A 13037-nucleotide genomic window follows, 5' to 3' on the forward strand; every position below is an offset into this window, starting at 1 on the left:
AATATCCATGGGCAAGCTATTCTGGAAAATATTTCTTGGATTCTCACTGACGTTGCTGGTAACGGTCGCAGGCGTTGGCGGTGCAATCTACCTGAATGAAAGAAACCCTTCCGGCGAAGAAGGCTTCCTGCGCGACCGCAGGGCGGATTTCGTTGTCGGCATCACCGCCAATGCCCTGCAATACGGCGGGGAAGCGGGCGCCAAGGCCTTGTTCGATAACTGGCCCGGGCACAAGGTGCCGACCGTCCTGGTGATAGGCCAGGACCATGAGGATATCCTCAACCGCACGGTCCGGCCCGAAACCCTGCAGCAAGCCATCCATGCGCTGGACCAAACGCCGCCCATCCCCAGCGTGCGGCGCGTGCAGTCCAGCGACGGCAAGCAATACATCCTCTTCATCCCGGCCGATAGCGCAGACTCTGCAGGCCCGCCCCGCTACAACCTGCAGCTGCAGATTTTCATCGCCCTGCTTGCAAGCCTGCTGTTCAGCGCGGGGTTTGCGCTCTACCTGAGCCGCCCAATCAAGCTCTTGCGCCAGGCCAGCCGCAGGCTTGCCGAGGGCGACCTGAGCACCCGGGTGAGTCCGGAGCTTGGCAATCGCAACGATGAACTGATAGAGCTGGGCGCAGACTTCGACTATATGGCAACGCGGCTGCAAACCCTGCTCGATGCCCAACGCCTGCTGTTGCACGATGTCTCGCATGAGCTGCGCTCGCCGGTCGCCCGCATGCGGCTTGCGGTGGGCCTGGCCCAGCAGCAGCCGGACAAGCTGGCCTCGGCACTGAGCCGCATCGAACGTGAAACTGAGAGGCTGGACGAACTGCTCGGCCAGATGCTGACGCTTTCGCGCCTGGAATCTGGCATCAGCAGCGAAAGCAGCGAGAAACTCAACCTCAATGACCTGCTCGCCACCATTGTCCAGGACGCCAATTTCGAGGCGCAAGCCGTCGGCAGCAATATCGCGTTCCATGCGTCGAACGAAGTGATATTGCACGGCCATTACGAATTGCTGCGCCGCGCGTTCGAGAACATCATCCGCAATGCGCTCAAGTACAACCAGGCCGGCGAACCGATCGAGGTATCCATCAGGCAGGAGCATCATTCCGTGACGGTGGAAGTGCGCGACCATGGCCCAGGCTTGCCGGAAACGGAAGTGGAGTCGGTATTCCAGCCTTTCTACCGCGTGCGCGGCACGGACAAGGCAGGACATATCGGTTATGGCCTGGGCTTGGCGATTGCCAAGCGGGCCATCGAACACCATCAGGGGAGCATTTCGCTCAGCAATTGCGATGATGGCGGTCTATGCGTACGCTGCACCTTCCCATTAGCCATCACCGCGTCTTCGTGAGTTATTGCAGGGTAAAAATGTAATTGGGGCTGAATTCCACCGCGTAGCCAGCGGGCACTTCTGCCGCATGCCTCGCGGTTCGCAGTTGCGCTGGCAGCGACCTAGGCAGCAGGTATTCATAATGCAGTGAATCGGTAGTGGCCTTGAGTTGCTCCTTGGGCAGGCGCACTACGCGCTCGGGATGATTCCTGTCCCGCGCAGGCCCCATATGCCAGTCGAGCGCCAGGCAAATATCATCCTGGTGCTCGAAAGCATCACTCAGGTAGATATCCCCGCCGTCGTCAAACGCAACACATACCTTGAACAGTTCCATACAAGCTTCCCGATTTATTCTTGATGTGATTGAGGAGGCGCCATCATGCTTGAGCGGCACCTGATGCGCAGTAGGAAGCACCTGAAGTTGACGTAGGAGAATACTGATAGGCTGGCCAGGAGATTTTATCTTAATATCAAGATAAATTAACTTAACATCGAGATATTATGGGAAGCCAATCCTCCGCCCAAGACCATATCGACCAGCTGATCGCGAATTGGGAAAACATCAGCCCCGGGCGCGACTATCGCGATATGGAGCTGGCGACGCGGCTGTTGCGCACCGTCACCCTGCTCATGAAGGACATCATGCCGGTCATCAATGATGTAGGGTTGAACCAAGGGGAGTTCGATGTCATCGCCACGCTCTACCGCAACGGCGGGACGCTGTCCCCGACCGCGCTTTACCAGCGTCTGCTGATTACCTCGGGCGCCATGACCAACCGGCTGGACACCCTGGAATCCAAAGGATTGGTGGAGCGTACGCCAGACGCTCAAGACAAGCGCAGCACCGTGGTCAAACTAACGGCGGATGGCAGGATGCTATTCGAGCCATTGCTCGAACGCTATCTTGCCAAGCTATCTTCCGCCCTGAGTCCGGTTCAGGAACATGAAAGGGAGGCTATCAATCAAGGCCTGCGCCAATTACTACTGCATTTGGAGCAATCGCAATGAGGCGCAATGTGCTCATCGTCGTGATGTTGGTAGTGCTGGGGATCAACCTGCGCCCCATCATGGCCACCATAGGGCCTCTGACCGATTACCTACTCCACCAGTGGCAGCTATCCTATGGCTGGATCTCGTTACTGAACGGTGTGCCGATCATCATGATGGGGCTGGGAGCGCTCACGAGCCATCGGCTTTTGCGACTTGCAGACTTACGGCGGCTGATCTCATTCGCACTGCTCATCCTGGGCATCAGCACCCTATGCAGGCTGATAGACCACAGCCCGGCAACCATGATCGCCTCTGCCGTCATGGCGGGCCTAGGCATCGCGCTGGCGCAGGCTTTCCTACCGATTGTCATCAAACGGCAGTGGCCTGGGCATACCGCCTCATTCATGGGCATCTACGTCTCCGCCATCATGGCAGGGGCGGCCATCTCGGCCGCAGGCGCTCCCATATTGCTCGAGCATGCCGGTGCCGCGTTGGCGCTGGGCAGCTGGGGATGGTTGGCCGCCCCCGCCCTATTGATGTTCCTTCGGCTGGTTCCCGTCATCCCGCCGCAAGGCGCCGTTGCCGATACGTCATCGCTAACGCCCGGGCGTTTCTGGCGCCTGGCGGTTTTCTTCGGCCTGGGCACCTCCGGCTTTACCTGCATGCTGGCGTGGCTGCCGCCGCATTTCCTCGACCTCGGCTATCCTCCCACCCAAGCCGGGCTGGCGCTCGCCCTGCTGAGCGCCACTGAAGTCGTCTCGGGGTTGGTGCTGTCGCAACTGGCGGCAAGGTCGGCAGATAGGCGTCCCTGGGTCATCCTGGCATTGCTGCTGGCGATCGCGGGAATGCTCTGCCTGAACGCAGGGCCAAATGCCGCATGGCTCGGCGTTGTCCTAGCGGGTGTTGGCGTCGGCGCGTTGTTCCCGCTCAGCCTGATCATCTGCATGGATCACCTGGAGGACGCACAAGCAGCCGGCATCGTCACCGCTCGCGTGCAAGGGGTTGGCTACCTGATCGCCGGGATATTGCCCATGCTGGCAGGCGTCATGAGGGACACCATGCATCATTTCGGGCTAGTCTGGATAGGCTTGGCAGCCGTCTTTGCCGTGGCAATCTGGCTGGCCGTGGGATTCGATCCCAAGCACTATGCACGATACCGCGTGCATTGGCAGGGAATGAAAAATGAGTGCCAGGGGTAGGCCGGCCTGCATGGAATCCACAGGCCGGCGTGACACTTAACGTGTGAAGAACAGCTTGATGCGGCGGTAAATGCGACCGATGAGGGTGCCGTCCAGCTGGTAATGCTTGCGCAGGGGCTGCTTGACTTCCCATGTGCAGCGCAGGCCTGCAGGGAAAGTGACCAGGTCACCCTTGCGGAAAGTCACGGGTGCGCCACCATCGTTAGGCGTAATCACCACTTCCCCATCAAGCACATAGGCAATTTCCTGTTCGGGGAACACCCATGGGAATGTCGAGACTTCCTTGGACCAGGTCGGCCACTTGCTGACTCCCAGTTGCTCCAGGCGGGCGGCGGACGGCTTGCTTTCAATCACGATCTTGCTCATTGATATACTTTCAGTGTTGCCCCTTTCAATATTGTTCCAATATTGAAAGAGGCGTTTTAAAATCATGTTCCTGGATAACAGGAGCAAAAAGCCGTTATGGTAACGCCCATGCCTTCACAATGCCAGCAAGTTCCCAATTTCCTGCCCGCGGCGGGCCGATCAATACTGAAGAACGCCTGATGACGCTTGCGACTGCACAACCGCCCGTATGGCCGGCATTGGTCCAGCATCATGGCGATGCCGAGCTTGAGTTCATTCCTGATGCGGGTACGTTCGAGGCATGGCAAACAGGCTCCACATCAGCAAAGCTCATCGATGCGGAAGGGAAGATTTTTGATCTGGATAGGAACAAGCGCCTAACTGCGGCAGGCTCCGCCTCGTTGGCGGAAGTCCTGATGTTGATCCGCGCCCACGCCTCGCTGGAAGGTATTTGCTGCACGCCAAAACTCGGCGCGCCTGACATCCCCTCGGCCATCGCCCTCCTCTCCAGCCTGGTGAAAGCGTAATCGATGGACACTCGCGACTTAGAGTTGCTGGTCACCCGCACCATGCCTTTCGGCAAATACAAAGGACGGTTGATTGCCGACCTGCCCGGGAACTACCTCAACTGGTTTGCCCGCGAAGGCTTCCCCCCTGGTGAAATTGGACGCCTATTGGCCTTGATGCAAGAGCTGGACCACAACGGCCTCTCCGGCCTGCTCACGCCTTTGCGCTCGCCATAATCCGCTTGCCAGGCTTTCCAAGCCGCTTATCCCAAGCATGCAACCGGAATGATGTCGATCATATGAAATGAAAACGCCGGGCAAAAAGCCCGGCGTTGGATTTTGAGTCTTCCGCCAGGGGGGGATGGCTTGGACTCTAGATAGCCCTATGAACGGGCTGGTACTTCACTTCATCAGTAAGCACTTTCCATGCCAAACTTAATAACTCATTGATTAAAATAATAATAAATATTATTTGCCCCAACCTGCCCACTGGCGACATGTCTCCAAAAAGAGACGCAATCTACCTACTACGCTTTATAATATAAATCTAAACGCATGTTTTTTAACAATAAAACTCTGTCTCTAAAAAGAGACGTCGACATGACGCCGAATTGAAACATATATTTTATGATGTTTATTCAACAGCATCAGCAGCAGAAATGAACTCAGTTGAGAGACGCCCTATTAGCCAAATGCGCGTTTTGCTCCAGCCATAGCTGATCCTGCCGGCGCACTTGTGCAACACGTTCTCGCCAGTCCCGCAATTGATCGTCCTCGATCTGCAGCTGGATCGCCAGTATCTCCTGGCGCGAATAGCCCTCCCGCACCAACTGGGAATGCAGGTGCACGCTCATGCGGGACAACAGGCGCTCCGCCTTTTTGTCGCTCAGCTCCGATGCCTTGGTGAAATACTCTGCCTGGTATGTATAAGCTCTCATGATCAATCTCCTTTGCAAAAACCGAAGCTCATCGTTGAGCCTGAAACAAGGAAGTTAACCTAGCTTGATGTCATCTACATGACAATAATATGTCACAAGAACTAGTCCGATACGCTTCTGCACGCAGTGTAAAACCGGGCAAATTGAAGCAATGCCCGCCAGTTGCATGAAAGCAACGCAGCAAATCCGGGCTTGATGTAGGAACTGCAAATTTATTGCAGTGGATGAGCCGAATGAAAGGAGTTTAGGAAACCTGGAATGGTAATACCCTAGACTAGGACATAACTAAAGGTATCTATATTAAAACCCACACCCAAGATCAGGTGTGGGGCTCAACAGGCAAACCGGCTACCGCTTTAATTTCAGGCGCCAGCCGACCATCAGCATCAAGCCGACTAATAGCATCGCCCAGGTATCAGCCTCAGGCACCGCCGCCGCAATGCGCAGGTTGAAGGCTTCATCATATTGCGCCTGCGTAATGCCGGCAGACTTGAACAATACATGGAAAGGGTCCGAGTCTATGTATTTCTGCTCGCCGTTTTCCATGGCCGGCGACCATATCTGCAGCGTCAGAAGGTAAGCCCCTGCCGGTGCGGAACTGGATAGCGCCCAATCCAGATGGGAATGGAAAGTCCCATTCTGGCTGGCGGCATCGATCGCAGCCGTTTGCGGCCCACTGATGCCGTCGGCACTGTAAACAGTGCCTCCTGCATAGTAGTTGTACTGTGCCGCATAAGTGGGATTACGTGGGTTCAACATGTAATTGACAAAAACATCTGCTGGAATGGCACCATAAAGCGTCACCGTTGCGCCGCTGGCAGCATCGCCCCAGAGCCCGGTGCTCGGATCCCAGTATGAAAGGGTTCCGAGCGCCCTGAAATGCACCTCTTCACCATACTTAAAAGTATTGGCAAAGGATTGGAACCCCGGGTCGTCAGTCAGTCGTGGCCCGCCTTCCAGATCGTCAAAATATCCCGGGAAAATCTTGTAACCGGTTTGGGTATCGACAGGTAATTTGCCCGCTAGGTCGAAATCACCATAAAAATCGATGTCGATTTTGCTGCCGGCAACCGGACCGTTGCTGGTATCGACCCGCACATCATAATGCACAGCCTGGGCAAAGGTGGCATAGCCCAACATGGCGAGTGCCAATATAGAAGATTTGATCATTGCTTACTCCCCAATCATGACTTAAAGAAAAGCACCCCTGGGGGTGCTTTTCTCACAGGATTCAAGCCTGTTGACGACGACGCAATTGCCAACCCATCAAGCCCAGACCGGCGAGGAACATGGCATAAGTGCTTGGCTCCGGCACAGCCACAACCAGGTTATCTTGCAGGTCGTGGAGCGCATGGTGGGCATCGCTGGCGCTCAAGCCGTTGTTAAGCACGAGATAGAAGGGATTGGAAGATAGATAGCCGTTATCGGAAAGCACCAACTGGTTGCCTTGCAACTCGAGCTCAACCAATTGCAGGGTAATGAAGTAAATGCCATCAGTTGGAGAACCTGAAGCTGAACTGATACTAAAGTCGAGATGAGAGTGAATCTTGCCTGTGGAACCGGCTTGGCCAATCAGGCCAAAAGTATCACCATTGATACCATTCACATCCCATGTGGTGGTTTCGCCATAGGCACCTGCAACGCTGATGCTTTCACCATTGTTGACCACATTGGTCCAAACATCGCCAGTCCAAGACCACAAGTTGCCAATGGCCTGATAACCAATGATGGTATCAGGGGCGAAACTATTGGTGGGGCTATCAAAGCCAGGATTGCTTGTCGCGTAAGGACCGCGGGCAAAATCGCGGAAATCGCCCTCGAAAATGGCATAGCCGGTGCCTTCCTGATAGTGCAGCCCTGAGTCAGCGCTACCCACCTCGAACTGGCCATTGTTCAGTGTCACGATGATATCACCTGCATGCAGGTCCTCTGCAAATACAGCCCCGCTGAACAAGCTCGCGCTTACAAACATAGTTGCGATCAAATGACGCATGGTATTACTCCCTTTATAAACAAGAAGATATAAATTCCCATCCAGATACACTATCTGAACCGTAATCCATGATATACAACACTGTTGCACAATGCAACTTGGTAGCATTACAATGATTGCAATCATGAAAACTTCAGATAATTTATTGGTTTAGATGTGCGTCCCCCTGTCGACCCCTCACGCTCCTGCCGCCTTGCCGCACTGGTTTCCCTGGCTTTTCCCGGCGCTTTTCTATCGGTACTGGCATTCGCGGCAGAAAAGGCAAGCGAAGAAGGCCCTTCCATTGTGCTGGACGCCATTGAAGTACAGGCTGCGCCGGAAGAACTGACCAACTCGCTGGATCCGTCTAGCACGCTTTCCGGCAAGGAGCTGATGCTGAAAAGCGCGGCGACGCTGGGGGCCACCCTGCAGGACGAACTGGGCGTGGCCAACGCCACATTCGGCCCGAACGTGGGCCTGCCGCTGATCCGCGGGCAGCATGGCCCGCGCACCCGGGTCATGGTCAACGGCGTAGGCACGCATGACGCCTCCGCCATGAGCCCGGACCACGGCACCACGGTGGAATCCCTGTTGGCAAAGGAAATCAAGGTATTGCGCGGTCCGGCCACGATACGCAACGGCGGCGGCGCCATCGGCGGCGCGGTGGAAATCACGGACGGGCGCATTCCCGAGCGCTTGCCGGCCAAGACCAAGGTCACTACGCAGTTGCGCTTCAATACCAACCATGACGAGCGCATCATGGCGACCGAACTGCTCACCAAGGCAGGCCAGGTGGCTTTCCATGCCGATGTGCACGGGCGGGAGAGCAACGATATTCACGTGCCAGGCATGGCCATTGATGAAGCTGCACTCGCCTATATGTGGATGGAACCTCCAGGCGACAAAAATACTCATGGATACACAGGCAATACCAATGCCCGCAGCAAGGGGGGCAGTGTCGGTGCCAGTATCTTTGGCGAGATGGGCTACATGGGCGTTTCGCTCAGCCACTATGCCAACAACTATGGCATCCCCATGGGCCTCCCTCATAGCCACCCCGGCGCTCCGGTTGTCGATGCGGAACGCGTACGCATCGACATGGAGCAGGAGCGCATCGATCTCAAAGGCGAGTTATTTTTGCCATATGAGTGGCTGGAAAGCATTGCGTTGCGCATCGGCAAATCCCGCTACCATCACGATGAGCTCAGCAGCGGCATAGCACAGACCCGCTTCAACAATGATGTCATTGAACATCGGCTGGAATTCAACCACCGCTTGTTCCCAAACCTCACCGGTACGTTAGGCTTCCATGGCATCAATCGCGATTTCTCGGCCTTGGGTGTGGAAGCATTTGTACCGGAGTCGAAGATAGATACCAAAGGTTTTTACCTAATTGAAACGCTCGATTTCAATCCCTGGCAATTGGAGTTTGGTTTTCGCAAAGAGAAAAGTAAGATCAATGCCGATGTCCAGCCTGTTCATATTGGCACTATTCCAAGAACTAACCCTGCAATAAAGAAGGAATTCAGTCCCGAAAGCTATACATTGGCATTGAAGCGTACCTATAAAACCGGCAGCATCACCATCAACCGGTGGATCGCCAGACGGGCGCCTGATATCCAGGAGCTTGCGGCATTTGGGCCACATCTGGCGACTAAAACATATGATGTGGGTAACGGATATTTAGAAACAGAAACCCTGAATGGCTGGGATATACGCCTGCAGCAAAAACTCGGTAAGTTGGATACCAACCTCAACCTGTTCAAATACTCTGCTGAGAATTATATTTACCAACAGAATTATGGGTTTATGATTCTGATGGAGAGCGGATTCTACTATCCGAAAACAGGGAGAGCAAAGTGTGATGGTTCTTGCATGTTTAATATGCGATACGAACAGCAGGATGCGCGCTTTTACGGTTACGAGGCTGAAGTTGGCTTACCCCTGCAGATCCCCGGCATGCGCAAATTCCGCGCCAGCGTGTTTGCCGATCAGGTGCGCGGCATGCTGGACGACAACACCCACGTGCCGCGCCTCACGCCTGCCCGCCATGGCTTGCTGATACAGGCAGGCATAGGGAAATGGGATGGCGATATCCGCCTGACCCATGTTCGCGCGCAGACGCGCACTGGCACGATGCCAACAGGCGAAGGCGACGAAATGATGCCGGAACCCGGCACCGACAGTTACAACAAGGTCGATATCGCGCTACGCCGTAGTATTGAAGTATCCAACTGGTTCACCGGCGACCTGTTCATCAACATGCGCAATATCACCAATGCGGAAATCCGCAACAGCACCTCGTTCCTGCGCTATTACACGCCGGAACTGGGCCGCAATATCGAGATCGGCATGCGGATCGACCTTTGACGGCCTGCCCAAAACATCGCACGAACCAAGGCAACGAACACTCAATCTCATTCTCTACACTTTAATCAGCTCCGTCACTCAATGCTTCTGCTCTCCATCTTCATTGCCACGCTATTGGGTGGCGTCGTTTCAGTCCTGATTTCATCTATCGTCTCGCTCACCGTCCTGGCTCGGGTCGCGGACAAGATGGTGGCATTCGCCGTCGGGATATTGCTGGCCTTTGCCTTGACCGACATCTTGCCCGAGGCGATCGAATCGGGCTTATCGCCCGATGATGCCGGCTGGATATTGATGGCTGGCATCTTGGCGTTCTTCTTGCTGGAAAAAATGGCATTATGGCGACACGACCATCAGCATGCGCATGGCGCGGTCATCCTTGATCAAACGGTGTCCATGATCGTGATCGGGGACGGATTGCACAACTTTGTCGATGGCATGCTGATCGCCGCCGCGTTTTTGACAGATCCCGCGTTGGGCTGGACGATGGCGGTGACGGTCATGATGCATGAGATACCGCAGGAAGTATCGGATTTCATGGTATTGCTGAATGCCGGCCTGTCAAAAAGCCGTGCCCTATTGCTCAATGCCTTGTCGGGCGCGGCCATGGTGCTGGGCGGCTTTCTCGGCTGGCTGTCATTGGGTACCATGCAAACCGCAATTCCTGTGATGTTAGTCATCGCGGCATCGAGCTTTGTTTATATCGCCGTCGCGGACCTGGTGCCGGAATTGCAGCGTAAACGTTCATTGAAGGATGGCGCAGTCCAGATTGCATTGATAATCGGCGGCGTTGCAGTGTCGTTGGCAACCCAGCATCTTCACCACCACTAACCACGTTATTGGCGTGGACAGGATCAAGAAGGAGCCCTATGCATTCATACTTCAGATTATTCATATATGGCGTCGGCAGCCTGTTGCTCATCACAACGCCTGCGCACGCGCACGAGCAGCATGCACATGTGCACGGCGCCGCCAAATTGAACATCGCCATTGAGGGCAGGTCATTGATTCTTGCACTGGAAAGTCCTATGGAAAGCTTGCTGGGCTTTGAACATGCCCCCCGCAACTCGCAAGAGCAGGCAGCGGTGGATGCGTTAAAAAAACAGCTTTCCAAACCTGCCCAGTTGTTCGAGTTGCCGGCCAAGGCAGAATGCGAAAACACTGCAATCGACCTGGAGTCCCCGTTGTTCGAACATGACATCCACCAGCATGATAGCCATCATGCCGACCTGGATGCCGAGTTTGCCTATGAATGCAAACAGCCAGGCCAATTGAAAAGGCTGAGCGTGCAGTTGTTCGAGCGGTTTCCCCACCTGCACAAGATCGACGTCCAGATCGTGGCCGGGCAAATCCAGAAAATTACCAGACTCACCCCAGGGCAAAACCAGGTCGCATGGTAGGCATGATTTCTCCGGTCATCGAGATCGAGAACCTGCAATTTGAATGGTCGCCAGGGCAACCTTGCCTGGATATCCCGTCCCTGATCATCGCGCCGGGGGAGCATATTTTCCTGCACGGGCCAAGCGGCGGCGGTAAAAGCACGCTCTTGGGTTTGCTCGGCGGGGTGCATCTCCCTCAAGCTGGCGCCGTCACCATCCTCGGCCAACGGCTGGACGCGCTGAACGGCGCTGGACGGGACCGTTTCCGCGCCGACCATATCGGCTTCCTGTTCCAGCAATTCAACCTGATTCCCTATCTCTCGGTGCTGGACAACGTCTTGCTGCCCTGCCGCTTTTCGCCATACCGGCGCAACAACATTGCTGGCGACATGGTTCAGGAAGCGCAGCGCCTGCTTGCAGCGCTCCGTATCGATGCCGCGCTCTGGTCCCGCAAGGTCACGGCCTTGAGCATTGGCCAGCAGCAGCGCGTTGCCGCAGCCAGGGCATTGATCGGCAGGCCGGAAATCATCATCGCCGACGAACCCACTTCCGCGCTCGACGCGGAGCATCAAGTGGCATTCATCGACCTGCTGATGCAGGAATGCCTTGCCTCTGCCACCGCCCTCATATTCGTCAGCCACGACCACCGGCTGGCCGCCAGCTTCAACCGCAGCATTGCGCTCGCCGAACTCAATCGCGTTGTCCCGCAGGTGACGGCATGAATATGCAATACCTGCTGAAACTGGCGCTGCACAGCGCCTGGAACCGCAAGCTGACGCTAGGCATGACCGTGATGGCAATTGCCCTGAGCGTTACTCTGCTGCTCGGGGTCGAGCGCCTGCGCGATCAGGCGCACCAGGGGTTTGGCCTGTCCGTGTCCGGCACCGACCTGGTGGTGGGCGCGCGTACCAGCCCGGTACAGCTCATGCTGTATTCGGTGTTTCGCATCGGCGAAGCCACCAACAACATCAGCTGGGCCAGCTACGAGAAACTGAAACAGCATCCCATAGTGGCCTGGAGCATACCCATTTCGCTGGGGGATTCGCATCTCGGCTTCGCCGTGCTGGGCACCAATCAGGATTATTTCAGGCATTACCGTTACGGCGACCGCCTGGCCCTGGAGTTTGCCTCGGGCAAGCCTTTCAATGCCACCTTTGACGCCGTGCTGGGCGCCGATGTCGCCAAGCAACTCGGTTACGAGGTGGGCAGCCGCATCACCCTGAGCCACGGCATGGGCAACAGCACAAACAGCCTGGCGGAACACGGCGACAAGCCATTTGTCGTCATCGGCATCCTCAAGCCCACAGGCACGCCGGTCGACCGTACCGTCCATGTCAGCCTGGAAGCCATCAGTGCGATCCACCTGGATTGGGTGGGCGGCGCGCCGACTCCCGGCTTCCAGATTCCGCCGCAATACGTGCAGAAATTCGACCTGCAGCCCAAGGACGTCACCGCCGTGCTGATCGGCCTGAAAAGCCGGGCGGCCGTGTTCCGCGTGCAACGGATGGTGAATGAAAGCAAGGACGAGCCCTTGCTTGCCGTCATGCCCGGCCTGGCGCTGGAGCAACTATGGCAGGTGGTCGGCGTGGCGGAAAAGAGCCTGATGGCGGTATCCGCCATCGTGGTCGTAGTGAGCCTGAGCGGCTTGGTCGCCGTCATCATGGCCGGCCTGAACGAGCGGCGCCGCGAGCTCGCCATCCTGCGGGCGGTCGGCGCGCAACCTAGGGAAATCTTGCTGCTGTTGATGTATGAAGGGATATTCGTCATCCTGGTCAGCATCGTGACCGGCCTGCTCTTCCTGACTATCGCCACCCTATGCGCAGCCCCCATCATGCAATCCCATTTCGGCATCAGCATGACGGCCGGCTGGCCCAGCCTGGAAGAACTTCGCCTGCTTGCCGCCATGGCCCTGGTCGGCCTGTTGGCGAGCCTGTTCCCGGCCTGGATGGCCTACAGGCTCTCGCTGGCGGACGGCCTCACGCCCAGGCTGTAAACGCACAGCAGGATCAATCAA

General features: G+C 56.2%; 15 protein-coding genes. 10 read left to right on the forward strand and 5 right to left on the reverse strand.

From position 1 onward, the window contains the following. Positions 1–7: 7 nt before the first annotated feature. Positions 8–1348 carry a sensor histidine kinase gene (locus ACJSDX_RS13845; protein WP_407995189.1) on the forward strand — a complete coding sequence of 447 codons (1341 nt, stop codon included), beginning with the start codon at positions 8–10 and terminating at the stop codon, positions 1346–1348. Between the two features lies 1 nt (position 1349). Here ACJSDX_RS13845 and ACJSDX_RS13850 read toward each other — a convergent pair whose 3' ends face one another. Further along, a complete protein-coding gene (locus tag ACJSDX_RS13850; RefSeq protein WP_309564653.1) occupies positions 1350–1661 on the reverse strand; it encodes a hypothetical protein in 312 nt (103 codons plus the stop codon). Positions 1662–1828: 167 nt separating this feature from the next. Between ACJSDX_RS13850 and ACJSDX_RS13855 the strand changes: the two genes are divergently transcribed. Both ACJSDX_RS13855 and ACJSDX_RS13860 read left to right on the forward strand, forming a co-directional pair. Then, on the forward strand, positions 1829–2335 hold the full coding sequence (locus ACJSDX_RS13855) for a MarR family winged helix-turn-helix transcriptional regulator (protein WP_407995190.1): 507 nt from the start codon (positions 1829–1831) through the stop codon (positions 2333–2335). Further along, complete coding sequence (locus ACJSDX_RS13860) at positions 2332–3516, forward strand: MFS transporter (RefSeq protein WP_407995191.1); 1185 nt, start codon at positions 2332–2334, stop codon at positions 3514–3516. The genes ACJSDX_RS13855 and ACJSDX_RS13860 overlap by 4 nt, the downstream gene beginning before the upstream one ends. Before the next feature lie 36 nt (positions 3517–3552). Here the strand turns inward: ACJSDX_RS13860 and ACJSDX_RS13865 are convergent, their stop codons facing one another. Next, entirely contained in the window at positions 3553–3882 is a 330-nt protein-coding gene (locus ACJSDX_RS13865; RefSeq protein ID WP_407995192.1) for a cupin domain-containing protein, read from the reverse strand. A gap of 119 nt (positions 3883–4001) precedes the next feature. Here ACJSDX_RS13865 and ACJSDX_RS13870 point away from each other — a divergent pair, with 119 nt between their 5' ends. Next, positions 4002–4388, forward strand: coding sequence for a DUF4144 family protein (locus ACJSDX_RS13870; RefSeq protein ID WP_407995193.1), 387 nt, complete (start codon positions 4002–4004; stop codon positions 4386–4388). Between the two features lie 3 nt (positions 4389–4391). Beyond that, positions 4392–4604 (forward strand): DUF3820 family protein, encoded by a 213-nt coding sequence (locus ACJSDX_RS13875; protein WP_407995194.1) that lies wholly within the window; start codon positions 4392–4394, stop codon positions 4602–4604. A 428-nt stretch (positions 4605–5032) separates the two neighbouring features. On the opposite strand, the gene ACJSDX_RS13880 is transcribed toward ACJSDX_RS13875, so the two are convergent. The 3 genes from ACJSDX_RS13880 to ACJSDX_RS13890 all read right to left on the reverse strand — a co-directional run bounded on the left by ACJSDX_RS13880 (position 5033) and on the right by ACJSDX_RS13890 (position 7298). Next, on the reverse strand, positions 5033–5305 hold the full coding sequence (locus ACJSDX_RS13880; RefSeq protein ID WP_309564647.1) for a hypothetical protein: 273 nt from the start codon (positions 5303–5305) through the stop codon (positions 5033–5035). 348 nt (positions 5306–5653) lie between these two features. Then, positions 5654–6475, reverse strand: a complete 822-nt coding sequence (locus ACJSDX_RS13885) for a PEP-CTERM sorting domain-containing protein (RefSeq protein ID WP_407995195.1) — start codon at positions 6473–6475, stop codon at positions 5654–5656. Between the two features lie 61 nt (positions 6476–6536). Continuing rightward, positions 6537–7298: a PEP-CTERM sorting domain-containing protein gene (locus ACJSDX_RS13890; protein ID WP_407995196.1), complete on the reverse strand. Its 762-nt coding sequence runs from the start codon at positions 7296–7298 to the stop codon at positions 6537–6539. A 156-nt stretch (positions 7299–7454) separates the two neighbouring features. On the opposite strand from ACJSDX_RS13890, the gene ACJSDX_RS13895 reads away from it, so the two are divergent. The 5 genes from ACJSDX_RS13895 (at position 7455) to ACJSDX_RS13915 (ending at position 13016) form a co-directional block, all read left to right on the forward strand. Then, positions 7455–9647, forward strand: coding sequence for a TonB-dependent receptor (locus ACJSDX_RS13895; protein ID WP_407995197.1), 2193 nt, complete (start codon positions 7455–7457; stop codon positions 9645–9647). A gap of 81 nt (positions 9648–9728) precedes the next feature. Continuing rightward, positions 9729–10475, forward strand: coding sequence for a ZIP family metal transporter (locus ACJSDX_RS13900; RefSeq protein WP_407995198.1), 747 nt, complete (start codon positions 9729–9731; stop codon positions 10473–10475). A 38-nt stretch (positions 10476–10513) separates the two neighbouring features. Continuing rightward, positions 10514–11044 carry a DUF2796 domain-containing protein gene (locus ACJSDX_RS13905; RefSeq protein WP_407995199.1) on the forward strand — a complete coding sequence of 177 codons (531 nt, stop codon included), beginning with the start codon at positions 10514–10516 and terminating at the stop codon, positions 11042–11044. Positions 11045–11046: 2 nt separating this feature from the next. After that, positions 11047–11745 carry an ATP-binding cassette domain-containing protein gene (locus ACJSDX_RS13910; protein WP_407995200.1) on the forward strand — a complete coding sequence of 233 codons (699 nt, stop codon included), beginning with the start codon at positions 11047–11049 and terminating at the stop codon, positions 11743–11745. Beyond that, entirely contained in the window at positions 11742–13016 is a 1275-nt protein-coding gene (locus ACJSDX_RS13915) for an ABC transporter permease (RefSeq protein WP_407995201.1), read from the forward strand. Before ACJSDX_RS13910 ends, ACJSDX_RS13915 begins: the two co-directional genes overlap by 4 nt. The last annotated feature ends 21 nt before the right edge of the window (positions 13017–13037 follow it).

The organism is Methylobacillus draconifructus (assembly GCF_045984355.1).
Lineage (GTDB): Bacteria > Pseudomonadota > Gammaproteobacteria > Burkholderiales > Methylophilaceae > Methylobacillus > Methylobacillus flagellatus_A.

What these genes read in the sequence shown, in the direction of transcription:
- ACJSDX_RS13905 (WP_407995199.1), top strand. Translation starts at nt 10,514, where the DNA reads ATGCATTCATACTTCAGATTATTCATATATGGCGTCGGCAGCCTGTTG.
- ACJSDX_RS13845 (WP_407995189.1), top strand. Translation starts at nt 8, where the DNA reads ATGGGCAAGCTATTCTGGAAAATATTTCTTGGATTCTCACTGACGTTG.
- ACJSDX_RS13880 (WP_309564647.1), bottom strand. Translation starts at nt 5,305, where the DNA reads ATGAGAGCTTATACATACCAGGCAGAGTATTTCACCAAGGCATCGGAG.
- ACJSDX_RS13870 (WP_407995193.1), top strand. Translation starts at nt 4,002, where the DNA reads ATGCCAGCAAGTTCCCAATTTCCTGCCCGCGGCGGGCCGATCAATACT.
- ACJSDX_RS13890 (WP_407995196.1), bottom strand. Translation starts at nt 7,298, where the DNA reads ATGCGTCATTTGATCGCAACTATGTTTGTAAGCGCGAGCTTGTTCAGC.
- ACJSDX_RS13910 (WP_407995200.1), top strand. Translation starts at nt 11,047, where the DNA reads ATGATTTCTCCGGTCATCGAGATCGAGAACCTGCAATTTGAATGGTCG.
- ACJSDX_RS13900 (WP_407995198.1), top strand. Translation starts at nt 9,729, where the DNA reads ATGCTTCTGCTCTCCATCTTCATTGCCACGCTATTGGGTGGCGTCGTT.
- ACJSDX_RS13850 (WP_309564653.1), bottom strand. Translation starts at nt 1,661, where the DNA reads ATGGAACTGTTCAAGGTATGTGTTGCGTTTGACGACGGCGGGGATATC.
- ACJSDX_RS13885 (WP_407995195.1), bottom strand. Translation starts at nt 6,475, where the DNA reads ATGATCAAATCTTCTATATTGGCACTCGCCATGTTGGGCTATGCCACC.
- ACJSDX_RS13855 (WP_407995190.1), top strand. Translation starts at nt 1,829, where the DNA reads ATGGGAAGCCAATCCTCCGCCCAAGACCATATCGACCAGCTGATCGCG.
- ACJSDX_RS13860 (WP_407995191.1), top strand. Translation starts at nt 2,332, where the DNA reads ATGAGGCGCAATGTGCTCATCGTCGTGATGTTGGTAGTGCTGGGGATC.
- ACJSDX_RS13865 (WP_407995192.1), bottom strand. Translation starts at nt 3,882, where the DNA reads ATGAGCAAGATCGTGATTGAAAGCAAGCCGTCCGCCGCCCGCCTGGAG.
- ACJSDX_RS13875 (WP_407995194.1), top strand. Translation starts at nt 4,392, where the DNA reads ATGGACACTCGCGACTTAGAGTTGCTGGTCACCCGCACCATGCCTTTC.
- ACJSDX_RS13915 (WP_407995201.1), top strand. Translation starts at nt 11,742, where the DNA reads ATGAATATGCAATACCTGCTGAAACTGGCGCTGCACAGCGCCTGGAAC.